Origin of the sequence: Streptomyces sp. Je 1-79, assembly GCF_025195125.1 — a bacterium.
GTDB lineage: Bacteria > Actinomycetota > Actinomycetes > Streptomycetales > Streptomycetaceae > Streptomyces.
In genome coordinates, this window is record NZ_JAMGSL010000018.1 from 77,788 (window position 1) to 99,279 (window position 21,492).

Consider the following 21,492-nt stretch of genomic DNA (forward strand, 5'->3'; position numbering starts at 1 on the left):
CATGGACTCACTGAACTCCCTGATCGACGGCTTCGGTACGGCCCTCACCCCGATGAACCTGCTCTGGGCGGCCATCGGCGTGCTCCTCGGCACGGCCATCGGTGTCCTGCCCGGCATCGGCCCCGCCATGGCGGTCGCCCTGCTGCTCCCGGTGACGTACGGACTCGAACCGACCGGCGCCTTCATCATGTTCGCCGGCATCTACTACGGAGCGATGTTCGGCGGCTCCACCACCTCGATCCTCCTCAACACCCCGGGTGAGAGCGCGGCCGTCGTCGCCGCCCTGGAGGGCAACCCCATGGCCAAGGCGGGCCGCGGCGCACAGGCGCTCGCGGCCGCCGCCATCGGCCACTTCGCCGGAGGCATGGTCGGCACGCTCCTGCTCGTCGCGCTCGCCCCGACCGTCGCCGCGCTCGCGGTCGACATCGGCGCGCCCGACTACTTCGCCATCATGGTCCTCGCCTTCATCGCGGTGACCTCCGTCCTCGGCTCCTCCCGCATCCGCGGACTCGCCTCGCTCCTCATCGGCCTCACCCTCGGCCTGGTCGGCCTCGACCAGATGACCGGGCAGCAGCGCCTGACCTTCGGCTCGCTCCAGCTCGCCGACGGCATCGACGTCGTGATCGTCGCGGTCGGCCTCTTCGCGATCGGCGAGGCCCTGTGGGTCGCCGCCCATCTGCGCCGGAACGCGGGCGAGGCCATACCGGTCGGCCGGCCGTGGCTCGGCAGGGACGACGTGCGGCGCACCTGGAAGTCCTGGCTGCGCGGCCCCCTCATCGGCTTCCCGTTCGGCGCGATCCCGGCGGGCGGCGCCGAGATCCCGACCTTCCTCTCGTACGTCACCGAGAAGCGGCTCTCGAAGCACAAGGACCAGTTCGGCAAGGGCGCCATCGAGGGCGTCGCGGGACCCGAGTCCGCCGCCTCCGCCTCCGCGGCCGGGACGCTCGTCTCCATGCTGACCCTGGGCCTGCCGACGACCGCCGTCGCCGCCGTCATGCTGGCCGCCTTCCAGCAGTACGGCATCCAGCCGGGACCGCTGCTCTTCGAACGCGAACCCGACCTGGTCTGGGGCCTGATCGCCTCGCTCTTCGTCGGCATGGTCCTGCTGCTCGCGCTCAACCTGCCGCTCGCGCCCGTCTGGGCCAAGCTGCTCCGCATCCCGCGCCCGTACCTCTACGCCGGCATCCTCTTCTTCGCTGCCGTCGGCGCGTACGCGGTCGGCGGCGAGGCGCTCGACCTCGTCATCCTGCTGATCATCGGCCTGATCGGCTTCGGCATGCGGCGCTACGGACTTCCCGTGCTGCCCGCCGTCATCGGCGTCATCCTCGGCCCGGCCGCCGAACAGCAGCTGCGCCGCGCCCTGCAGATCAGTGACGGCTCGCTCACAGGGCTGGTCGACACGCCGTTCTCGGTGACCGTATACGCCGTCGTCGCCGTCCTCCTGGCCTGGCCCCTGCTGAGGAAGGTGATCGTTCGCCGCCGTAACGTGTCGGCATGACACAGGACATCCGGCTCGCGACGAGCACCGACGTGCCCCGGGTGAAGGCCGTGACCGACGCGGCCTATCACCACTACATCGAACGGATCGGCGTCGTGCCGGCCCCGATGGAGGCGGACCACGCGGCGGACGTCGCCGCGGGGAGGGTGTTCGTCGCCGGTGACCCGGTGGTCGGCCTCGTGGTCCTCAGGACCGAGGCCGACCACCTGTATCTCGACAACATCGCCGTCCACCCCGACGCGCAGGGCACGGGCCTCGGCCGCCGTCTCCTCGCCTTCGTGGAGTCCCGCGCCCGCGCACTCGGCCTCCCCGAGGTCCGGCTGCTGACCAACGCGATGATGTGGGAGAACCAGAAGCTGTACGAGCGGTACGGCTACGAGGTCGTCGAGCGCCGACGGAACGGACCGTACGACCGTATTCATTACCGCAAGCCCCTCAACTCGCCCCCGATTGGGTGAGTTTCGGACACCTCGCGGCTTGATCCGATATCCCTGGCGGGCGAAACACCCCCACCCCGAAGGGATCTCCCCCATGCGCTTCCGTCTCGCCCTCGCCCTCGGCTCGCTGCTGGCCGCCGCCGCGGCGGGTGCCGCCCACGCGGGCCCCGCCGACGGCCTCTCCGTCGACGCGTACGGGACCGTCGCCACCGACGGCACGGTCACGCTCTCCGGCACCTACCGCTGCCTCGACGACAGCGCCGGCCCGGTCCTCGTCAGCAGCACGCTCGTCCAGGGTGACCGGTCCACCGGAATCGGCGGCACCCGGGCCGTCTGCGACGGCCGGGTGCGCGACTGGTCCCACTCGGCCGTCGTGAAGGAACCCGCCTACCGGGCGGGCGCGGCCCATGTCGAGGCGACCCTGATGCAGCTCACGCCCGACGGCCCGCTGGGCACGCCCATGCCCGGCTTCCTCGCCACCCGGGCCGCGGCCGTGACCCTGAGGTAGGGGACCGGGCAGGGGCGGGGCTCAGCCGAGCAGCGCCCTCAGGCCCGTACGGCCGAGGAGTTCGAGCTCGTCGAGGGCGTCGACGGCGTGGCCGGCCGCCTCCGGATCGGAGGCGGCCAGGCCGCTCGCCTGGAACTCGTCCTCGTCCAGCCGCAGCACCTCGCTGCCGTCCGCCGACACCCACAGGTCCAGGTCCAGGTCCTCGACCACGACCTCGGCGCCGTCGATCCCGGCCGGGCGGGTGACGTCGCAGTACCAGCCCTTGAGCGTCCCGTCCGAGGACCGGACCTCCTTGACCGCGTACCAGCGGTCACGCCAGTAGTGCTCGACGAAGACGTCACCCGGCTCGAACCGTACGAAGCCGAAGTCCCGCACCCCCTCGGCCGCCCACGGGGCGCGGACCGTCAGCCGGGTGCCGTCGTCGGCGAGGACCTCGGCGGGGTAGCGGATCTTCGTCCGCCCCGCCTTCACGAGCACGACCTCAACCGAGCGTGCGGGCATGACGTACCTCCGTCGCGCAGACCTCGTAACCGAACCACTTGTTGATCGCCAGCATCGGTCCGTTGCCGGCGTCGTTCCCGGTGAACGCCTCCGTGCAGCCGGCCGCCCGTGCCCGGTGCAGGGAGTGGTTCTTGGCGAGCTTGGCAAGACCGCGGCCCCGGAAGGCCGGGTCGGTGCCGGTCATCCCGGAGTTGTACCGCCCCTGCCCGTCGGTCTGCGCGGCGCTGAAGGCGGCGGGGCGGCCGTCGACGACCGCGACGACGGTCAGCTCCGCGTCGAACAGCGGATGGTTCCACGTGGTCGCCAGCCAGTGCTCGTAGTCCGTCATCTCCATGCCGACGTCGCTGGGCTCGTCCGCCGTGGTCAGCGCGTCGAGCACGAAGAGCGGACGGGGATCGGCGGCGAACTCGGCGGCGGGCCGCAGCTCGACACCGGCAGGCGGCTCCTGGAGCGGTGGCAGGTCGGCGGAGGCGAGGTCCAGACGGAGGAAGTGCGCGGAACGGCGGGCGGCGTACCCGTGCCGCTCGGCGAAGGCGCGGAACCCGGGCTCGTCCAGCACCCAGCTGTAGAGCGTGGTCGCCCCGCACTCCGCGAGGTGCTCCTCGGAGGCCCGCAGCAGCAGCGTGCCGGCACCGAGGCCCCGCTTCTCCGGGTGGACGTAGACGTTGACCGAGCCCACCCCGGGCTCGGGCGCGTCGTGCGCGATGCGGAGCTGGGAGGTGCCGACGACCTCCCCGTCGATCTCGGCGACCAGCGGACGGGCGTGCGCATCGGGATGGGCGTGAGCCCAGTCGAAGGCCACCTGTGCGCCGCTCGCGAGCATGTAGGGCAGGGCGGCGCGCCGGACACGGGCGAACGCCTCGGCGTCCTCGGGGCGTACATCACGGACGATCACAGTCATGGTGTCGCACGCTATGCGGGGGAGCCGGCCGGCCGCCTCCTATTTTCGACGGCGGCGGGAGGCGGGCAGAATCAGGCCCGTGACATTGCGAATCACCGTGGACACGGACTCGTCGACCGCCCCGTACGAACAACTGCGCGCCCAGATCGCCAAGCGGGCCCGCTCCGGCGCCCTCCCGGTCGGCTACAAGCTTCCGACCGTACGCGGCCTGGCGGAGGAACTGGGCCTCGCGGCGAACACGGTCGCCAAGGCGTACAAGTCGCTGGAGGCGGACGGCGTCATCGAGACGCGGGGCCGCAACGGCACGTTCGTCGCGGCGGCGGGCGACGCGGCGGAGCGCCTGGCGGCGACCGCGGCGGCGGCGTACGCGGGAGAGGCGAGGCGGTTGGGCCTGAGCCGCGAGGCGGCGTCGGCGGCGGTGACGGACGCCTTGCGGGCGGCGTACGGAAGCTGACCGAAGACCCCGGGAGGCGGGCCCCTACAGGTAGGGGACGGGCCCGCGTCCGGGGGTGCGGGACCCCGGACGCGGGCCCCTACGGGTGCAGGTGCGGGCTCCTACGGGTACAGGCGCAGGCCCCCTACAGGTACAGGCCCGCGTCCGGGGTGCGGGATTCCGGGATGCCCGCCGGGGACGTGCCGCGGCGCAGGGCGTACAGCTCGGCCAGTGTCGCGCCGTCGCGGCCCACGCCCTCCTCCCGGCCCAGCCACCCCACGGACTCGTTCCGCGTCAGCCCGCCCACCTCGATCCGCGCCAGGCACCGGCCCGGCCGGACCACCGCCGGGTGGAGCCGCTCCAGGTCCTCGTTGGTCGTGACGCCGACGAGGACGTTCCGGCCCTGGCCGAGCAGCCCGTCCGTGAGGTTCAGCAGCCGGGAGAGCGCCTGCCCCGCCGTGTGCTTCGCCTCGCCGCGGATCAGCTCGTCGCAGTCCTCCAGGAGCAGCAGTCGCCAGCGGCCCTTCGCCGTGCCCTCGTCCTCGCCGATCGCGATGTCCATCAGATAGCCGACGTCGTTGAAGAGCCGCTCCGGGTCCAGGACGCAGTCCACCTGGCACCAGTCGCGCCAGGAGCGGGCGAGGGTGCGCAGCGCCGAGGTCTTGCCCGTCCCCGGCGGCCCGTGGAGCAGCAGCAGCCGGCCCGCGATGTCGTCCGGGGTGACCTTCATCAGCCGGTCCATCGCGTCGGCGACCGGCGCCGTGTAGTTGGGCCGGATCTCCTCCCACGTCCCCGCGCTGATCTGCCGGGTCGTGCGGTGCGGGCCGCGCCGGGGCGACACGTACCAGAACCCCATCGTCACGTTCTCCGGCTGCGGTTCGGGTTCGTCCTTCGCCCCGTCCGTCGCCTCCTTGAGGATCCGCTCCGCCAGCTCGGGCGCCGTCGCGGTGACCGTGACGTCCGCGCCCCTGTTCCAGCGGGAGATCAGCAGCGTCCAGCCCGCTCCCTCGGCGAGCATGGCGGACCGGTCGTCGTCCTTGGCCGCGCGCAGCACCTTCGCCCCGGCCGGAAGGAGCGTCGCGGCGGGCTTCACCCGGTCCAGGGTGGTGCTCTGCGCGTGGGGCTGCTCGCCCGTCGTGAAACGGCCGAGGAAGAGCGCGTCGATGACGTCGGACGGCGAGTCGCTGTCGTCGACGTTGAGTCGGATGGGCAGCGCCCGTTGTGGTTCGGACGGCGTGGACCCCTCGGATGGCGTGGCAGACATGGCGAACATGATCCGGCAACCGGGCATTTCGCGCACGGTGTTTTGAACGGGACTATCCGGGGGCCCGTCACGGCCCCCGGATCCTCAGAGCCCGTACCTCCCGGCGGCCCGCAGCGCCCCGCGGGCCCGGCGCACCATCGCGTAGCCCTTGGTCAGGACCCGGTCCGCGGCGAACGTGCGGCCGATCGCCCGTCCCTCGACGAGCCGTTCGAACTCCTCGATGCCGGTGGACCGCCGTACCGTCAGCCGCTCCAGCGCGTACGGTCCCTGCCGGCGCCGCGCCGTCGCGTTGCCCACCGCGAGCGCCTGGGCGTAGCCGGCCGCCCGGACCGTCCGGCGGACACGGCGGTCGGAGTACCCGTACGGATAGGCGAAGGAGACCGGGGCGCGGCCCAGTTCCTCGCGGACGACCTCCTTGCAGCGCAGGCTCTCGTACCAGAGCCTCCGCTCGTCGACCTGGTCGAGCTGCGGATGGGTGTGGGTGTGCCCGCCGATCTCCGTACCCCCGGCGGCGAGTTCGCGGACCTGGTCCCAGTCCAGCATGGTGTCCGGGGCCCCGCCCTCGTCGTGCGCCCCCCGCAGCCAGCCCGTGGAGACGAACAGCGTCGACGGGAAGCCGTGCTTGGCGAGCACCGGCAGCGCGTGCCGGTGCACCCCCTCGTAGCCGTCGTCGAAGGTGATCAGGACCGGGCGCGCGGGCAGGACCCCGCCCGTGCGCCAGGCCTGGGCAAGCTCGGCCGTGGTGAGCGCCGTGAATCCGCGGTCGGCCACGACCGCCATCTGCGCGGCGAACGCCTCGGGGGAGACGGACAGCCGCCGGGTGGCGGAAGCGGGCTCGTGTCCCACCGCGTGGTACATCAGGATCGGTACGGGTGCGTTCACGCGGCCACCCCCGGAACGTCCGCGGCCTCCGGCGCCGTGGTCGTCCGCGTCGAGGCGTCCGACCAGCGGGGGATCGGGCCCGAGGAGAACGTCGCCCCGCCGCCGCGCGCCCGCAGCGCCCCCCGTACGTATCCGCCGGCCGCCACCGCCACGCCCGCCACGATCGCGCCCGCCCGGCCCGCGCCGCCCGGGCGTCCGAGCAGCGCGTCGCGCAGGCCGCGGGCGACGCCGGCCGGCAGCACCCGGGTGGTGTACCGCCGTTCCGACTCCAGCCCCCTGCTCGCGCCGACGCTCCGTGACACGAGCGCCTTGGAGAGCCCTTCGGCGTACGTCCGGGTACGGAAGTAGCCGAAGCGCTCGCGGGCGGCCGGGACCCTGTGGTGGATGACGGACCGGTCGTCGATCAACAGGACCGCCTCGGGGAGGGCCCGGGAGAGCCGGATGCACAGCTCGGTCTCCTCGCAGCCGAGCGGGCGTCGGTCGCCGTCGCGCCCGATGCCGGTGGCGAAGCCGCCCGACGCGTCGAAGGCCGTACGGCGGAAGGAGGCGTTGCCGCCCAGCACGTTGCGTACCCGGACCCGCCCCGGCGGCAGGCCGCGGTACGTACAGCCGACGACCCAGTCGAACTCCTCGGGGAACCAGTCGGGCCGCCGGCCCGACGCCCAGGCGGGCACGGTGCGCCCGCCCACCGCCATGACACGGGGGTCGTCGTACGCCTCGGAGAAGTACCGCAGCCAGTCCCGCTCGGCCACGGCGTCGTCGTCGAGGAAGGCGACGAACTCGCCGCGGGCCGCGGCGATCCCGGTGTTGCGTCCGGAGGAGAGGCCGCGGGGGCCCGCGTTGGCGAGCACCCGCACCTCCGCCGCGTGTGCGTCGTGCGCGGTCTCCGCGTCCTCGACGGAGAACCGCTCGGCCAGCCGGACCAGGAGCCGCTCGTTGTGGTCGACCACGAGCAGGATCTCCCGGGCCGGATGCGACTGGTCCCGTACGGAGTCGACCGCCGCGAGGATGTCCTCCCAGCGCTCCTCCGTGTAGACGCAGATCACCACGGAGAACCCCCGGTCACTCAAGACGTCTCCCCCCGGGGGACGTTGACCGAGAAGGCGGTGGGGCGGCGGCGCGCCGCGCGTCTCACGCCCTTCTCCCTGAGGATGACCTTCAGGACCCGGATGCCGTCGCGCACGGCGTTGAGGTTGCTGACGCCGTGGATGCGCAGGTACTCGTGGCTGGGCACCTCCTGGACCTTGAGGCCGGCCTTGACGACCCGGATGTTGATCAGGGTCTCGATCTCGAAGCCGGTGCAGTCCAGGGTGACCTTGTCGAGGCAGTGGCGCCAGAAGGCGTTGTAGCCGTAGCAGAGGTCGGTGTAGCGGGCGCCGAACTTGCGGTTGACCAGGGCGCACAGCGCCCAGTTGCCGAGCCGGCGGACGGGTGTCATGTCGTCCGTGCCGCCGCCGTTGGCGAAGCGGGAGCCCTTGGCGAAGTCGGCGCCGCCGACGAGGGCCGAGACGTAGGAGACGATCTCCTGGCCGTCGGCGGAGCCGTCCGCGTCGACCATCACGATGATGTCGCCGGTGCAGGCGGCGAATCCGCTGATGAGCGCGTCGCCCTTGCCCTTTCCGACCTGCTTGACGACCTTGACGTCGGGCCGGAGTTCACGCGCCACGAGGACGGTGTCGTCGGTGGAGTTTCCGTCGACGAGAACGACTTCGTGGATCCAGTCCGGCAGCGACTTGAAGACGTACGGAAGGTTTTCCGCCTCGTTCATCGCGGGGATGACGACACTCACCGGCGGCGTGATCGCCAAATGCGAGGTGATCGCCTTGTATTGGGCTGCTATTCGGCTCCGGTCCACTGCCTCGTGGCCGACGGCCGGGCGCAGGAATGAGCTCATGAGTGGTGTTTCCCTCTCGTCCGGTGGACCGCCCGCCCCCGGGCTGTCCGGTGGTCTGTCCGGTTACGAAAGGGGGGTACTCACCCGTCCGAGCAGCGACAATCGCCGTACGGCATGGGTGAGTTGGCATCTCAGAACGCGCGGCACGCGCCCCGGCGCACGCAAACGCGCACCGCGACAGCACCCCCCTACCGCGCCCCGCACGGGATCTTCGCGACGCTGAAGCCCTCCCCAGAGCCGTTGAGCGCGATGGTCCGATGCGAGTGAGATGTACGACGGTATTGATGAATAGGACTGTATGGCAAGTCCCGGATCGACGAATCCCTTTTCTGCTAATCGTCGAGCCTTCGGCGGTCAGATACGGAACCGTCCCGGTCGGTTTTTCACAATCCGTTTGTCTGATGGTGTTGTTGGGGCCGAATGAACCTCGTGCGCATTGTTGTGCGAATTCAATTCGACGCAAGATCCATCAGGTGGCCGGATCTCGACGGTCCCTGACGGGGTGTCGTCCAGTACTCGCCAAATCTTCTTGGCATGGACACTTCCAGCGCGCCGGACTCGCTGCTACTACCTAGTAACGCAGAGATCCTGCTAAAGGGAGGTTCCATGAAAAGGTCCCGATTCGTGGCGTTCTCAACCTCACTCCTGCTCGGCGCCGTTCTCGCCCTCACCGGGGCAGGAACCGCGCAGGCCGCCGAAACCGCCGCTCTCGACTACGTGGCGCTCGGTGACTCGTACTCCTCCGGCGTCGGCGCGGGGAGTTACGACAGCGCCAGCGGCGACTGCAAGCGCTCCACCAAGGCCTTCCCCGTCCTCTGGAAGAACGCGAACGCACCCTCGTCCTTCGCATTCACCGCATGCTCGGGCGCCCGAACGGGTGATGTCACGAGCGGACAGCTCGGACCCCTCTCCACCGCCACCGACCTGGTCTCCGTCACGATCGGAGGCAACGACGCCGGCTTCGCGGACGTCATGACCACCTGCGTCCTCCAGTCGGAGGCCACCTGCATCAACCGTGTGAATCAAGCCAAGGCCTACGTCGACAGCACCCTGCCCGGGAAGCTCGACGCCGTGTATTCGGCCATCAGAGCGAAGGCCCCCAACGCCCGGGTCGTCGTCCTCGGTTACCCGCGCTTCTACAAGATCGGCGGCAGCTGCGTCGCCGGACTCAGCGAGAACGAGCGTCGCGCCATCAACGAAGGATCCGACATCCTGAACGCGGCCACCGCCAAGCGCGCGGCGGACCACGGCTACACCTTCGCAAGCGTCGTCCCCGCCTTCACCGGACACGAGATCTGCTCCGGCTCGGCATGGCTGCACAGCGTCAACTGGCTCAACATCGGCGAGTCGTACCACCCCACCGCCTCCGGCCAGTCCGGCGGCTATCTGCCCAGCTTCAGGGCTGTGGCGTAGGCGTACCGCTCGGGGAGGTGACCCCGCCCGTCGGGGTCGCCTGCTCACAGGTCACCGAGAACGCCACCCAGTTCGAGCGCTTCTCGACCGGGGCGCGCACCTCCAGCCTGATCCGGTCCTTCCAGGTGCCGTCCGCCCGGTGGGTCAGCTCCGTGTGCTCGACCCGCTCCTCCGCCGGGCCTCCGGCCGGGAAGTCCAGCGTCCGCCACCCTTCCTCCGCCGAGCTCTCGCCGCTCTCGGTGACCCAGCGGTACTCCACCGAGGCGGGAACGCGCCCCACGGTCACGGCGGCGGCGAAGGCGGGAGCCTGGGCCTCCGGTGGCGGGCAGGCGCCGTTGTGGCTGTCGCGCACGGCCCGCACGTGCACCAGGACCGTCGGCGCCGGTGGTGTGGCGGTGGTCGGTGTGCCCGTCGGGCTGCTCGGTGCGGCGGTCGTGGGGGAGTCCGTCGACGGCGTGCCCGTGGGCGAACCCGTCACCGGGGCGCTGCTCGTGGCCCCACCGCCCGGTCCCGCGCCGCCACCCCCGTTCCGCAGCAGCGCGTACGTCAGTCCGCCCACGGCCAGCAGCAGAAGGACGACCCCGGCCGCCAGGACGGCCACCGCGCGCCCGGAGCGGTCCTGCGTCATCGGGCCCTGGGGGAGCGGGGACGCGGAGGTGGGAGGAGGGACGGGCAGGGGCAGGGGCGGGGTCGGCGCACCGGTCGAGGCCGGGCGCTTCGGCTCGTACGGCTCCGACGGCACGGACCCCGACGACACCGGTCCCGACGATGCAGGCCCCGGAGTGCCGCCCGCTCCGACGATCCTCAACTGCCGTTCCGCCGAGGCTGCTTGAAGGCGCTCACGGGGATCCTTGTGCAACAGGCCCTCGATCACCGGGGCGAGGGCCCCGGCCCGCCGCGGCGGCGGAAGCTCCTCGTCCACCACGGCCCGCAGGGTGCTCAAGGGGGTGTCCTGGCGGAACGGCGAATTGCCCTCCACCGCCGCGTAGAGCAGTACGCCGAGCGACCACAGGTCCGAGGCCGGACCGGGTGTGCGGCCCAACGCCCGCTCGGGGGCGAGGAATTCGGGAGACCCGATCAGCTCGCCGGTCATCGTGAGGGGCGAGGTCCCCTCCACCGCGGCGATGCCGAAGTCGGTCAGCACGACCCGGCCGTCGTTGGCGAGCAGCACGTTGCCCGGCTTCACGTCCCGGTGCAGCACCCCCGCCTCGTGCGCGGCGCGCAGGGCCGCCAGCACCTCGGCGCCGATGTGCGCGGCGCGCTGCGGGGACATCCGGCCCTCCGCGTCGAGGACGTCGGAGAGTGTCAGCCCGCGGATCAGCTCCATCACGATCCACGGCCGGCCGTCCTCGGTGGCCACGTCGTAGACCGTCACCACGTTGCGGTGCGAGATCCGGGCGGCGGCCCAGGCCTCCCGCTCCAGGCGCGAGTACAGCCGGCGCTCGTCGTCGCCGGCGAGGCCGGCCGGGGCGCGGACCTCCTTCACGGCCACGTCACGGCCGAGGACCTCGTCCCTGGCGCGCCAGACGGTGCCCATGCCGCCCTGCCCCAGCACGTCCAGGAGCCGGTACCGCCCCGCGATCACGGTCATGGCGTGTCCCCATCCGTCGACGGCCCAGGTGGTGCATTTCTGCCCCTTGTCCGGGTACTTGGAACACGACGCCGGAAGTGCGAGTGATCTTGGTGGTGGAGATCACACACCGTCAGACGACCGGAGGTGACGCCCTTGCGTGCAGGATGGTTCGTGACGGTTCGCCAGGTGTTCGAGCGCTGTCCAACTCACCCTGGAATCAGATGGATTCGGACAGTAGCCGTCAACCCCCGTACGAGTGCGGTGAATCCTGCCGCCGGGATACACGGGTGTCACAGCGGGACGATAGGGTTAACCTGCCCGGGCCGGGTGCCCTCGTTAGGGTGGGGAGTGACATGGAACAGATAGCAATGCGCAGCAGGCCGCGAGTGCCTGCCATCACATGCGGGAGCAGTGCGACCAGTTCGCGGCTGGACCGCCACCTCGCGGTGCTCGGCGGCCCCGTCGTGCCCCAGCGTGAGGCGGCCGAGGCGACGCTGCTGATGCGTGAGCTGACCTCGCGCGACCGCACGCAGAGCCACCGCAGCAAGAGCGCGCGCGTCTCGCTCTTCGCCCCGCTGCGTCGCCTGCGCCGCAGCCTCTTCGGCAGCCGCGGCTAGGGGTTCCTTCGGGGTTGTGCGCATCTGTTCCTCCCCCGGACCTCGTCCGGGGGTGTCCCAGACGGAACAGGTGGGCACGCCCGCGACGACGACGGCCACCCGCCCCGCTCGCCCCGAGGCCCCCGTCGCGCCACGACTCCGTCACGCCACGACACCGTCTCCTCGTAGCGTCGCCAGCTCCGCCGGCCCCACCCCGAGTTCACCGAGCACCGCATCCGTGTCCTCCCCCAAAGCCGGGATGCGGCCCATCCGGGCCTCGGGGCCGTCCGGGAACGTGACCGGCGGCAGCAGGGCCCGCAGCGGGCCGGCCGCCGAGTCGACGGACCGCCAGCGGTCCCGCGCCGCCAGCTGCGGATGGGCCGCCAGATCCGCCACGGTGTTCAGCCGCGCGCACGCGATCCCGGCCGCCTCCAGTCGCGCCAAGGCCTCCGCCGTCTTCAGCGGGGCCAGCGCCTCGGCCACCACCGCGTCCGTGCGCGCCCGCCCGGCCACCCGGGCCGTGTTCGTCGCGAACGCCGGATCGTCCGCCAGATCCGGCCGTCCCAGGACCTGTCCGGCCAGCCGGCGCCACTCGCGGTCGTTCTGCACCGACAGCAGGACCAGGCTCCCGTCGGCCGTCGGATAGGCGTCGTACGGCGCGATGACGGCGTGCGCCAGACCCGTGCGCGCCGGGGCCGTGCCTCCGTGCATCCCGTGGTGCAACGGATGTCCCATCCACTCGGCCAGCGAGTCCAGCAGCGACACCTCCACCGGCCCGCCCCGGCCGGTCGTCCCGCGCCGCACCAACGCGGCGAGGACACCCGCGTACGCGTACATCCCCGCCGCGATGTCCGCCGCGGGGATCCCCGACTTCACCGGCTGCTCCTCGGTCCCGGTCACCGACACCAGACCGGCCTCGCACTGGACGAGCATGTCGTAGGCCCGCTTGTGCGCGTACGGGCCGCCCGGACCGTAGCCCGAGACGTCGACGGCGATCAGCCGGGGATGCACGGCGCAGAGGGTGGCCGCGTCCAGCCCGAGCCGGGCCGCGGCCCCCTGCGCGAGGTTCTGTACGAAGACGTCGGCACCGGCGACCAGCCGGCGGACCAGGTCGAGACCGCGGCCGTCCTTGAGGTCGACGGCCACGGACTCCTTGCCGCGGTTGCACCAGACGAAGTGCGAGGCGAGCCCCCGGGCCGCGGTGTCGTACCCGCGCGCGAAGTCACCGCCGTCCGGGCGCTCGATCTTGATGACACGGGCGCCCAGATCGGCGAGCTGACGGGTGGCGAAGGGGGCGGCGACGGCCTGTTCGACCGCGACGACCGTGATCCCCTCCAGGGGGAGTGGCTGAGTGCTCATCAGCCCTCCCTACCGTGTGACCACCGCCTTGTCACCGTCACCCTCGTCACCCCGGGCGTGTCACCGGCCTTGATACAGCTCTCGTGCACGAACGTGGCGCTGCCCGGCAGCCCCTGGAGCAGCGCGAACCAGCCCTAGAGCAGCGCGAACTGGCCCTCCGGGCCCTCCTCCTGATGGTCCAGTACGGAGGCGGGGCGCCGGGCCGCGGCCGGTGCGGGCAGGACGCCCGCCTTCCGCAGCGCGTCCCGGGTCAGCCGCGGCCCCTCGGCGAGCGCGGCGCGCTCCTGGTCCCGCCCGGCGAGCAGCGCGAGAACCGTGATGAGCTCCAGGAGCTCCGACGTCCACTCCTGAGGCCAGGCGTCCGGGCCGATCGCCGCCAGACCGCCGGGTTCGGCGGGCGCCGTCCGGTGCGCGAACCACTGCTCCAGCATCCGGACGCCTCCGACGTGGAACTCCCACGCCTCGGCGGGGACGGGCGAGACCCTTCCCGCGCCCCCGTCGTCGCCGAGGGTCAGGGTCTCCTCCCCGGGCTCGTACGCGAGCGTGGTCGGCCGCGCCGGGATCGGTGCCCGGACGTAGGGGCGCCGGCCGCCGGGCAGCCGGGGCCGCTCGCCGCCGCGGGCGCCCCGCAGCTGGATGTCCGTGAGCCTCCGGCCGAGCTCCACGCCGGTGGACCAGAGGGCCGGGTCCGCCGGGAGCGGGACGCGGCAGCCGGCCGAGGAGGGGCGGGCGGCCGCCGTGGCCCAGGCCAGGACGTCGGGGGCGGTGACCCGGACCCCGTACCGCTCGCTCAGCAGGGGAAGCAGACCGGGTGCGAGGTTCGGCTCCTCGCCCCCGGGGCGGCGGAACAGCGGGCGGATCCGGCCGGGACGCCCGGCGGGGGAGCGGCCGTCGGGCAGCGCGGCGGTCACCAGCAGCGCGGGACCGGCCGCACCCGGCACGTACCCCTGCTCGACCGCGAAGAGCTGGTGCTCGTCGGCGACCCGCCACAGCTCCGGGCGGGCGGTGTCGATGAGGCGGTGATCGGGGAGCAGCCACTGCTCGTCGAAGGGGCCGTGGACCAGCCGTACCGGTTCCGGGCACGGCCCCGTCTCACGGGCGAACCGGACGGTGCCGGTCCGCTGCCCGGGCAGCGCGGCCACCGAACTCGACGTCGTGCGCGCCCGGCTGGGCCCGAACAGCTCCTCGCGTTCGGCGCCCTCCGCCCCGACCAGACGGTTCCAGCGCGCCCGCAGCGTACGGACGTCGGGCGCCACGATCCAGGACCGGCCGAGCCGCAGCGGCGCGACGGACCACGGCATCAGCTCGTCCAGGAGGGGCGCGTCGTCCAGCGGTACGTCTTCGGTCACGCCCCGGATGCTAGCGACCGGGCCCGGTGCGCCTCCACCGTGCCGGTGGTTCGCCGGGCCCCACCGGGCAGGGTCCGGCGCCTCCACCGGGACGGTCTGCGGGCCTCCGCCGGCATGGTCGGGTGGGCCTTCGCTGGGAGGGTCCGCTGGGCCTCCGCCGGGACGGTCCGCTGGGCCTCCGCCGGGACGGTCCGGCGGCGCGGCGTCCTGTGCCGTCGGGGGTCAGTGCGCCTCGACCGTCACGGTGAAGGAGAACCGGTCGCCCCGGTACCGGATCCGGGCCACGTCCACCACCCGGCCGTCCTCGTCGTAGGTGACGCCCGTGTAGTGCAGGATCGGGGAGAGCAGCGGCACCTGGAGCAGCGCCGCCGTCTCGGGGTCCGCGAGCCGAGCCTCGACGGTGTCGGTGATCCGGCTGATCCGGACCTTCATCACGTCCCGCAGCACCTTCGTCATCGGCCAGCGCTCCAGATCGGCCGGATCGAGTCCGGCCGCGACCTCGGGCCGTACCGCGTTCTCCGCCCAGTTGGTGGGCTCGCCGCTCTCCCCGTCCCGCCGCAGCCGCTTGTAGGCGACCACCTCCGTCACATCGGGGAAGTACTCGGCCAGCTCGCCCGGCACCGGCTCGGGGCCGTGCCCGAGGACGGTGGTCCGCTCGCCGGACTGCTGGGCCACGATCGCGTCGATCGAGCCCAGCAGCCGGCGCGGGGTGGAGCGCCGGGCGCCGGGCTCGATGAACGTGCCGCGCCGCCGGTGTCTGCTGATCAGGCCCTCCTCCTCCAGCTCCTTGAGGGCCTGGCGCATCGTCAGCACACTCACGCCGTAGTGCGCGGCGAGCTGCTCCTCGGTGGGCAGCCGCAGCGAGGCGTCGGGCGTGCGGCCCAGTATGGAGGCGCGCAGCGACTGCGAGACCTGATACCAGAGCGGGAGCTTGCGGTTCAGGACCAGCGAGTCGGGAGCGAAGGCGGTCACGGCGTTCTCCGTACGACGACAACGAGACTCGCGGAGTGCGGGACTCGACGGCTGCGAGCCTCCGGGACCGTGAGGCTCGACGGCTACGAGACTCTACGGCCGGAAGTGGCGCTCAAGACCCTGCCATACGTCGTCGTAGCCCTTCTGCAGATGGTCGGCGCCCGCGGCCTGACCCGTGGCCGTGACCGGCCAGCGGGTCTCGAACATGAAGGCCAGGCCGTCGTCGATCTTCTGCGGCTTCAGTTCGGCGGCGCTGGCCCTGTCGAAGGTCTCCCGGTCCGGGCCGTGCGCCGACATCATGTTGTGCAGCGAGCCGCCGCCCGGGACGAAGCCTTCGGCCTTCGCGTCATAGGCGCCCTCGATCAGGCCCATGTACTCGCTCATCACGTTCCGGTGGAAGTACGGCGGCCGGAAGGTGTCCTCGCCGACCAGCCAGCGCGGGGCGAAGACGACGAAGTCGACGCCCGCGAGTCCGGGGGTGTCGGTCGGCGAGGTGAGGACCGTGAAGATCGACGGGTCCGGGTGGTCGTACGAGATCGTCCCGATGACGTTGAAACGCCGCAGGTCGTAGACGTACGGCGTGTGGTTGCCGTGCCAGGCGACGACATCGAGCGGGGAGTGGCCGTACGTCGCGGACCAGAGGTTGCCGCAGTACTTGTTCACCACCTCGACCGGGCCCTCGACGTCCTCGTAGGCGGCGACGGGCGCGCGGAAGTCGCGGGCGTTGGCCAGGCCGTTGGCGCCGATGGGGCCGAGGTCGGGGAGCTGGAAGGGCGCCCCGTAGTTCTCGCAGACATAGCCGCGGGCGCTCTCGTCGAGGAGCTCGACGCGGAAGCGGACGCCGCGGGGGATCAGCGCGACCTCGCCGGGGTGGGCGGCGAGCAGGCCCAGTTCGGTACGGAGGAGGAGGCCGCCGCGCTCGGGGACGATCAGCAGCTCGCCGTCGGCGTCGCTGAAGACCCGGTCCATGGAGGCGTTCGCGTGGTACAGGTGCACGGCCATGCCCGTGCGCTGGGCCGTGTCGCCGTTGCCGCCGAGCGTCCAGAGGCCGGCCAGCCAGTCCGTGCCCGGCGCCGGGTCGGGCAGCGGGTTCCAGCGCAGCCGGTTCGGGTCGGGGACGGTCTCGGTGAACGGCGCGGAGCGCACGGCGCCGTTGTCGGTCCGGGTGAACGGGGGGTGCGCCGCCGAGGGGCGGATGCGGTAGAGCCACGAGCGGTGGTTGTGGGCGCGCGGCTCGGTGAACGCGCTGCCGCTCAGCTGCTCCGCGTAGAGGCCGAGAGGTGCGCGCTGCGGCGAGTTACGGCCGTGCGGCAGCGCTCCCGGTACGGCTTCCGAGCTGTGCTCGTTCCCGAAACCGGTGGAGTACTGGAGTCCGTCGGCCGTCTTTCTCGCCCGCTCGGTGTTCTCCGTGGTCATCGCACGCTCCTGTCCTGACGCCTCAAACAATCCTATGCATGACCGTAGGATTCCGCGCCCGCTCGCGTCAACGGGGTCTCCGGGGTCTCGGTTCGACGTGATGTGTGCATGAGGGGTTCCAAAAGATGAACAATGCTCTACTCTCACGCGCATGTCGTGGACCCACAGGCTCCTTGTCGCGCTCTCGGCCGTCCTCGCGGCGCTCGCCGCCGCCCTCGTCACCGCCCCCGGGGCCCAGGCCCACGAGGAGCGGCCCGTCACCTTCCCCGACGGCTCCGGCAGCGTGCCGACGCTGCGCACCGGCGAGCCCGATCTCCTGGTCTGCAAGACCGACCGGGCCGACTTCACCCGCCGTGTCTCCGGCTTCCCGGCCGCCGTGAAGGCCCGGAACCTGGCCCTCTTCGACCGCTGTACCCGCAGCGGCTTCCGCCACCTTCAGGAAGCCGTCGACGCCGTCGACCGGCCCGGCATGACCATCGCCGTCCTGCCCGGCCTCTACGAGGAGGAGCCCTCACAGCCCGCGCCGACCGGCGCCTGCGCCGCGTTGAAGGCCCCCAAGTCGGCGCTCGGCTACCAGATCCTGTCGTACGAGCAGCAGAAGCAGTGCCCGCACAACCAGAACCTGGTCGCCATCCTCGGCAAGAAGAACCTTCAGATCGAGGGCACCGGCGCCTCCCGTCTCGACGTCGTCATCGATGCCAAGTACACGAAGCTCAACGCCCTGCGCGCGGACGGCTCGGACGGCATCTACTTCCGCAACTTCACCGCCCAGCGGACGACCTTCAACTCGCTCTACGTGCTGGCGGCCGACGGCTTCGTCATCGACGACGTGCTCACCCGCTGGAACGACGAGTACGGCTTCCTCACCTTCGCCTCCGACCACGGCCTGTACAAGAACTGCGAGTCGTACGGCAACGGGGACTCCGGCATCTACCCCGGCTCGGCCTCCGACATCAACGACGGCCGGGGCTACGACGTCCCGCGCTACTCCATCGAGATCACCGGCTGCCGCAGCCACCACAACATGGTCGGCTACAGCGGCACGGCCGGCGACTCCGTCCACGTCCACGACAACGAGTTCGACCACAACATGGGCGGCGCCTCCATGGACTCCGCCTTCCCCGGCCACCCGGGGCTCCCGCAGAACCACGCCCGCTTCGAGCGCAACCTGATCCACGACAACAACCAGAACTACTACCGGTACGTCGCCGACGGCACCTGTGCCAAGCCTCCCGTCGAGCGCGGCTACGAACAGGGTGTCGTCTGCCCCCAGATATCGATGCCGCCCGGCACCGGCATCATCACGGCGGGCGGCAACTGGAACCTGTACGAGAACAACTGGGTGTACGGCCACCAGCGCGCCGCCTTCTTCCTGAGCGCCGTCCCCGCCTTCATCCGCGGCGAGTCGGCCTGGGGCAAGCAGACCGACACCTCCCACCACAACCGCTACGCCGGGAACCACCTGGGCGTCGACAGGTCGGGCGCTTCCCGCCCCAACCGCACCGACGTGTGGTGGGACGGCCAGGGCGGCGGCAACTGCTGGCAGTCCGAGGGCAGGTCGTCCGGGGCCTCGACCCCCGGCGCCCTGCCCGAGTGCGGGAAGCGCCGCGGCGAGGTCTCCGGGAACACCGACCGGCTCGTCGGCGAACCGGCCAAGCTCGCCCACCTCCTCGTGTGCGCCGACTACAACGTCCAGGCGCGGCGGCTGCCCGCGGGCTGCGACTGGTACGGCGCGCGGGGCATCCAGCGCGTGGAGACGCAGCTCGCCCTGGGCATCGCCGTCGTGCTCGCCCTCGTGGGCGGCGCGCTGTGGTGGCGCCGCTTCCGCGGCCACCGGCTCGCGGGCGTGGCGACGCTCCTCGGCCTCGCGGGTCTGGCCCTGGACGTGGCCGGCTCCACCCTGGGCCTCGCCTCCGGCCCCCTCCCGGCCGTGGCGCTCCTCCTGATCGGGACCTGGTGGACGGCCGTGGGCCTCTCCCTGCGCCCGACCCGCCCCGCCTTCGCCTGGACCACCCTCGCCCTAGGTGCCCTCACCCTCCTCGACGCCTTCGACAAGGCCGTCCTGATGATCCCGGGGATCCCCCTCAGCCCCGCCTGGCTGCGCGGTCTCCTCGCGGTGGTGTGGGTGCTGTGGGCGGTGATCGTGGCGGGCCGCCGCGCCCCGGGAGGAACGGACGACGAGGACCCCGCCCCGACCCCCGCCCCCGCGCCCGCCGCCACGCGCGAGAACCAGGGGGGTGCGGAGTGAGGCGCCGACTCACCGCGACGACCCAGGGCCCTGCGACGACGGCCTCGCTCCCCGGGGCGGCGACCCCGCTTCGGGCGACGGCGGCCTCGCTCCCCGCAGCGGCGGCCCGGCGCCCTGCGACGACGGCCCCGCGCCCCACGGCGCCGGCCTCGTGCCGCCGGGCGGCTCCCCGCCGCCAAGCCGTCGTCCTCGCCGGGGTGGTCCTCGCCCTTGCCCTGACCGCCGTCGGGTGCGGCGGGCGGGCCACCACCCACCACAAGCCCGGCACCAGCCACGAGGAGGCGACCGGGGGCAGCGGCACGCTCCTCGCCACGAAGGACGAGGCCGGGCACCGGCTCCGGGAGGTGCCGGCCGAGGGGGCGCCCTCCGTACGCGTCGAGACACGGCCGGACACCGAGGGCGGCTGGAACGTCCACCTCGTCGTGGAGAGGTTCCGCTTCACCCCGGAGAGCGTCGGCGGCGCGGCCATCCCGGGCCGCGGGTACGCCCGCCTTCTCGTCGACGGGAGCGAGGGAGAGCGGGCCTACGGCCCCTGGCACCACGTCCCGGCCGGTGCCCGCACCCTGACCGTCCGCCTCCACGCGGACGACCACACCGTCTGGGCGGTCAAGGGCAAGCCGGTCGAGGTCGCCGTCCCCCTGGCCGGCGCCCCGACGACGCCCGCCGCGCCCACCGCCACCGCGGACGGCCGGACCGTCGACATCACCGTCACCGGGACCTCCGTCAAGCCGGCCCCCTCCCGCGTCGAGTTGAAGAAGGGTGAGCGGATCACCCTCCGCGTCACCAGCGACCGCGCCGACACCCTCCACGTCCACGGCTACGACCGGGAACTCGCCCTCGCCCCCGGCGCACCCGGCTCCCTCACCTTCACCGCCGACCGCACCGGCCTCTTCGAGGTCGAGACCCACGGCTCGGGACTCCTCCTGACACAGCTCGTCGTCCGGTGAACACCCCCGCGCACCTCCTCGCCCCGCACCTCCTCGCCCACGGCATCGGCTCCCAGCACGACCTGCCGCTCTCGCCCTTCTACGCCTACGCGGGAGCCTTCGCCGCGCTCTTCGTCTCCTTCCTCGCCCTCGGCCTGCTCTGGCCGACCTCCCGTTTCCACGGCGACCTGGCGGGCCGCCCGCTGCCCGCCGCCGTCCAGCGTCTCGCCGACGCGCCGGCCACCCGCACCGCCCTGCGGCTGGCCGGGGCGGCCGCGGCCACGGCAGTCCTGCTCCACCTCCTCCTCGGTCCCGACGACCCCGACCGCAATCCCGCCCCCGGCGCCGTCTACGTCCTGCTCTGGGTGGGGCTCGTCCCCGCCTCCCTGCTCCTCGGTCCCGTCTGGCGCCTCCTCAACCCCCTGCGCGCCCTCCACTCCGTGCTGCCCGCCCCCCGCTCCACCCGCCCGCTGCCGCCCGGCCTCGGCATCCGCCCCGCGGCCGCCGGACTGCTCCTCTTCGCCTGGCTCGAACTCGTCGCACCCGACCCCGCCTCCTCCGCCACCCTCCTGACCCTCCTCGCCGTCCTCACGGCCATCGGCCTCCTCGGCGCCGCCCGCCACGGCCCCGACTGGTTCACCCACGCCGACCCCTTCGAGGTCTACTCCTCCCTCCTCGCCCGCCTCTCCCCGCTCGGACGCCGCGCCGACGGACGGCTCGTCCTGCGCTCACCCTTCGACAGCCTCGACTCCACCCCCCAGACCCCCGGCCTCGTCGCCACCGTCTGCGTCCTGCTCGGCTCCACCGCCTACGACGGCTTCTCGGACAACCCACGCTGGATCACGGCGCTCCAGACCTCGCCCCTCGGCCCGACCGCCACCGCCACCCTCGGCCTCCTCACGGCCGTCGCCCTCGTCGCCGTCCTCTACGGCCTCTGCGCCGGCACCCTGCGCCTGATGTCCCGCGAACTCACCACCCCCCTCACCTCCTTCGCCCACTCCCTCCTGCCCATCGCCCTCGGCTACCTCGTCGCCCACTACTTCACACTCTTCGTCACCGAAGGATCACGTACCGTCATGATGGCAGCGGGCACTGACAACGCCCCCGAACCCGCCCCACCACTGGCCCCCGGCGCCCTCGCCACCCTCCAGGTCGCCGCGATCGTCACCGGCCACGTCCTCGGCGTCGTCGCGGCGCACGACCGCTCCGTGCGCCTCTTCCCGCCCGCCCGGGCCGTGGCCGGCCAACTTCCCCTGTTCGCGCTGATGATCGTGTACACCCTCGGCGGCATCGGCCTGCTCATCGCCTGACCCGATCGGGAA

At 72.6% G+C, this 21,492-nt stretch carries 20 protein-coding genes; 9 read left to right on the forward strand and 11 right to left on the reverse strand.

Going from position 1 to position 21,492, the window contains the following annotated elements; all coding sequences use genetic code 11:
• The first annotated feature begins 1 nt into the window (after position 1).
• From M5362_RS30055 to M5362_RS30065, 3 genes are all read left to right on the forward strand, one after another.
• Complete coding sequence (locus M5362_RS30055; protein WP_260230977.1) at positions 2 to 1,498, forward strand: tripartite tricarboxylate transporter permease; 1,497 nt, start codon at positions 2 to 4, stop codon at positions 1,496 to 1,498.
• Positions 1,495 to 1,956, forward strand: a complete 462-nt coding sequence (locus M5362_RS30060) for a GNAT family N-acetyltransferase (RefSeq protein WP_260230978.1) — start codon at positions 1,495 to 1,497, stop codon at positions 1,954 to 1,956. The genes M5362_RS30055 and M5362_RS30060 overlap by 4 nt, the downstream gene beginning before the upstream one ends.
• 73 nt (positions 1,957 to 2,029) lie before the next feature.
• Complete coding sequence (locus M5362_RS30065) at positions 2,030 to 2,443, forward strand: DUF6299 family protein (RefSeq protein ID WP_260230979.1); 414 nt, start codon at positions 2,030 to 2,032, stop codon at positions 2,441 to 2,443.
• Between the two features lie 21 nt (positions 2,444 to 2,464).
• Here M5362_RS30065 and M5362_RS30070 read toward each other — a convergent pair whose 3' ends face one another.
• Together M5362_RS30070 and M5362_RS30075 are read right to left on the reverse strand one after the other, a co-directional pair.
• On the reverse strand, positions 2,465 to 2,944 hold the full coding sequence (locus M5362_RS30070) for a DUF402 domain-containing protein (protein ID WP_260230980.1): 480 nt from the start codon (positions 2,942 to 2,944) through the stop codon (positions 2,465 to 2,467).
• Positions 2,925 to 3,845 (reverse strand): GNAT family N-acetyltransferase, encoded by a 921-nt coding sequence (locus M5362_RS30075; protein WP_260230981.1) that lies wholly within the window; start codon positions 3,843 to 3,845, stop codon positions 2,925 to 2,927. Before M5362_RS30075 ends, M5362_RS30070 begins: the two co-directional genes overlap by 20 nt.
• 79 nt (positions 3,846 to 3,924) lie before the next feature.
• Between M5362_RS30075 and M5362_RS30080 the strand changes: the two genes are divergently transcribed.
• Positions 3,925 to 4,299 (forward strand): GntR family transcriptional regulator, encoded by a 375-nt coding sequence (locus M5362_RS30080; RefSeq protein WP_260230982.1) that lies wholly within the window; start codon positions 3,925 to 3,927, stop codon positions 4,297 to 4,299.
• 124 nt (positions 4,300 to 4,423) lie between these two features.
• Here the strand turns inward: M5362_RS30080 and M5362_RS30085 are convergent, their stop codons facing one another.
• The 4 genes from M5362_RS30085 to M5362_RS30100 all read right to left on the reverse strand — a co-directional run bounded on the left by M5362_RS30085 (position 4,424) and on the right by M5362_RS30100 (position 8,318).
• Positions 4,424 to 5,551 (reverse strand): DUF5925 domain-containing protein, encoded by a 1,128-nt coding sequence (locus M5362_RS30085; RefSeq protein ID WP_260230983.1) that lies wholly within the window; start codon positions 5,549 to 5,551, stop codon positions 4,424 to 4,426.
• Positions 5,552 to 5,626: 75 nt separating this feature from the next.
• Positions 5,627 to 6,400, reverse strand: a complete 774-nt coding sequence (locus tag M5362_RS30090) for a polysaccharide deacetylase family protein (protein WP_260231031.1) — start codon at positions 6,398 to 6,400, stop codon at positions 5,627 to 5,629.
• A 20-nt stretch (positions 6,401 to 6,420) separates the two neighbouring features.
• The gene (locus tag M5362_RS30095) at positions 6,421 to 7,494 is read right to left on the reverse strand and encodes a glycosyltransferase family 2 protein (protein ID WP_260230984.1); all 1,074 of its coding nucleotides are present in this window, start codon (positions 7,492 to 7,494) and stop codon (positions 6,421 to 6,423) included.
• Entirely contained in the window at positions 7,491 to 8,318 is an 828-nt protein-coding gene (locus M5362_RS30100) for a glycosyltransferase family 2 protein (RefSeq protein ID WP_260230985.1), read from the reverse strand. The genes M5362_RS30095 and M5362_RS30100 overlap by 4 nt, the downstream gene beginning before the upstream one ends.
• Positions 8,319 to 8,924: 606 nt before the next feature.
• Here M5362_RS30100 and M5362_RS30105 point away from each other — a divergent pair.
• Positions 8,925 to 9,731 carry an SGNH/GDSL hydrolase family protein gene (locus M5362_RS30105; protein WP_260230986.1) on the forward strand — a complete coding sequence of 269 codons (807 nt, stop codon included), beginning with the start codon at positions 8,925 to 8,927 and terminating at the stop codon, positions 9,729 to 9,731.
• Here M5362_RS30105 and M5362_RS30110 read toward each other — a convergent pair.
• Entirely contained in the window at positions 9,715 to 11,322 is a 1,608-nt protein-coding gene (locus M5362_RS30110; RefSeq protein WP_260230987.1) for a serine/threonine-protein kinase, read from the reverse strand. The genes M5362_RS30105 and M5362_RS30110 overlap by 17 nt on opposite strands.
• Before the next feature lie 335 nt (positions 11,323 to 11,657).
• On the opposite strand from M5362_RS30110, the gene M5362_RS30115 reads away from it, so the two are divergent.
• The gene (locus tag M5362_RS30115) at positions 11,658 to 11,921 is read left to right on the forward strand and encodes a hypothetical protein (RefSeq protein ID WP_260230988.1); all 264 of its coding nucleotides are present in this window, start codon (positions 11,658 to 11,660) and stop codon (positions 11,919 to 11,921) included.
• A 141-nt stretch (positions 11,922 to 12,062) separates the two neighbouring features.
• Here the strand turns inward: M5362_RS30115 and M5362_RS30120 are convergent, their stop codons facing one another.
• The 4 genes from M5362_RS30120 to hmgA all read right to left on the reverse strand — a co-directional run bounded on the left by M5362_RS30120 (position 12,063) and on the right by hmgA (position 16,996).
• Complete coding sequence (locus M5362_RS30120; RefSeq protein WP_260230989.1) at positions 12,063 to 13,259, reverse strand: CaiB/BaiF CoA-transferase family protein; 1,197 nt, start codon at positions 13,257 to 13,259, stop codon at positions 12,063 to 12,065.
• A 134-nt stretch (positions 13,260 to 13,393) separates the two neighbouring features.
• Positions 13,394 to 14,560, reverse strand: coding sequence for a type ISP restriction/modification enzyme (locus M5362_RS30125; protein ID WP_260231032.1), 1,167 nt, complete (start codon positions 14,558 to 14,560; stop codon positions 13,394 to 13,396).
• 270 nt (positions 14,561 to 14,830) lie between these two features.
• Complete coding sequence (locus M5362_RS30130) at positions 14,831 to 15,580, reverse strand: GntR family transcriptional regulator (RefSeq protein ID WP_260230990.1); 750 nt, start codon at positions 15,578 to 15,580, stop codon at positions 14,831 to 14,833.
• A 93-nt stretch (positions 15,581 to 15,673) separates the two neighbouring features.
• Entirely contained in the window at positions 15,674 to 16,996 is a 1,323-nt protein-coding gene (hmgA, locus tag M5362_RS30135; protein WP_260230991.1) for a homogentisate 1,2-dioxygenase, read from the reverse strand.
• 151 nt (positions 16,997 to 17,147) lie between these two features.
• Here hmgA and M5362_RS30140 point away from each other — a divergent pair, with 151 nt between their 5' ends.
• The 3 genes from M5362_RS30140 to M5362_RS30150 are packed head-to-tail and all read left to right on the forward strand — an operon-like array spanning position 17,148 to position 21,480.
• On the forward strand, positions 17,148 to 19,244 hold the full coding sequence (locus M5362_RS30140) for a right-handed parallel beta-helix repeat-containing protein (RefSeq protein ID WP_260230992.1): 2,097 nt from the start codon (positions 17,148 to 17,150) through the stop codon (positions 19,242 to 19,244).
• Positions 19,241 to 20,191: a hypothetical protein gene (locus tag M5362_RS30145; RefSeq protein ID WP_374214550.1), complete on the forward strand. Its 951-nt coding sequence runs from the start codon at positions 19,241 to 19,243 to the stop codon at positions 20,189 to 20,191. Before M5362_RS30140 ends, M5362_RS30145 begins: the two co-directional genes overlap by 4 nt.
• The gene (locus tag M5362_RS30150) at positions 20,188 to 21,480 is read left to right on the forward strand and encodes a hypothetical protein (protein ID WP_260230993.1); all 1,293 of its coding nucleotides are present in this window, start codon (positions 20,188 to 20,190) and stop codon (positions 21,478 to 21,480) included. Before M5362_RS30145 ends, M5362_RS30150 begins: the two co-directional genes overlap by 4 nt.
• The last annotated feature ends 12 nt before the right edge of the window (positions 21,481 to 21,492 follow it).

What these genes read in the sequence shown, in the direction of transcription:
- M5362_RS30070 (WP_260230980.1), bottom strand. Translation starts at nt 2,944, where the DNA reads ATGCCCGCACGCTCGGTTGAGGTCGTGCTCGTGAAGGCGGGGCGGACG.
- M5362_RS30125 (WP_260231032.1), bottom strand. Translation starts at nt 14,560, where the DNA reads ATGCCGTGGTCCGTCGCGCCGCTGCGGCTCGGCCGGTCCTGGATCGTG.
- M5362_RS30055 (WP_260230977.1), top strand. Translation starts at nt 2, where the DNA reads ATGGACTCACTGAACTCCCTGATCGACGGCTTCGGTACGGCCCTCACC.
- M5362_RS30090 (WP_260231031.1), bottom strand. Translation starts at nt 6,400, where the DNA reads ATGTACCACGCGGTGGGACACGAGCCCGCTTCCGCCACCCGGCGGCTG.
- M5362_RS30115 (WP_260230988.1), top strand. Translation starts at nt 11,658, where the DNA reads ATGGAACAGATAGCAATGCGCAGCAGGCCGCGAGTGCCTGCCATCACA.
- M5362_RS30120 (WP_260230989.1), bottom strand. Translation starts at nt 13,259, where the DNA reads ATGAGCACTCAGCCACTCCCCCTGGAGGGGATCACGGTCGTCGCGGTC.
- M5362_RS30075 (WP_260230981.1), bottom strand. Translation starts at nt 3,845, where the DNA reads ATGACTGTGATCGTCCGTGATGTACGCCCCGAGGACGCCGAGGCGTTC.
- M5362_RS30085 (WP_260230983.1), bottom strand. Translation starts at nt 5,551, where the DNA reads ATGTTCGCCATGTCTGCCACGCCATCCGAGGGGTCCACGCCGTCCGAA.
- M5362_RS30140 (WP_260230992.1), top strand. Translation starts at nt 17,148, where the DNA reads ATGTCGTGGACCCACAGGCTCCTTGTCGCGCTCTCGGCCGTCCTCGCG.
- M5362_RS30105 (WP_260230986.1), top strand. Translation starts at nt 8,925, where the DNA reads ATGAAAAGGTCCCGATTCGTGGCGTTCTCAACCTCACTCCTGCTCGGC.
- hmgA (WP_260230991.1), bottom strand. Translation starts at nt 16,996, where the DNA reads ATGACCACGGAGAACACCGAGCGGGCGAGAAAGACGGCCGACGGACTC.
- M5362_RS30100 (WP_260230985.1), bottom strand. Translation starts at nt 8,318, where the DNA reads ATGAGCTCATTCCTGCGCCCGGCCGTCGGCCACGAGGCAGTGGACCGG.
- M5362_RS30060 (WP_260230978.1), top strand. Translation starts at nt 1,495, where the DNA reads ATGACACAGGACATCCGGCTCGCGACGAGCACCGACGTGCCCCGGGTG.
- M5362_RS30110 (WP_260230987.1), bottom strand. Translation starts at nt 11,322, where the DNA reads ATGACCGTGATCGCGGGGCGGTACCGGCTCCTGGACGTGCTGGGGCAG.
- M5362_RS30065 (WP_260230979.1), top strand. Translation starts at nt 2,030, where the DNA reads ATGCGCTTCCGTCTCGCCCTCGCCCTCGGCTCGCTGCTGGCCGCCGCC.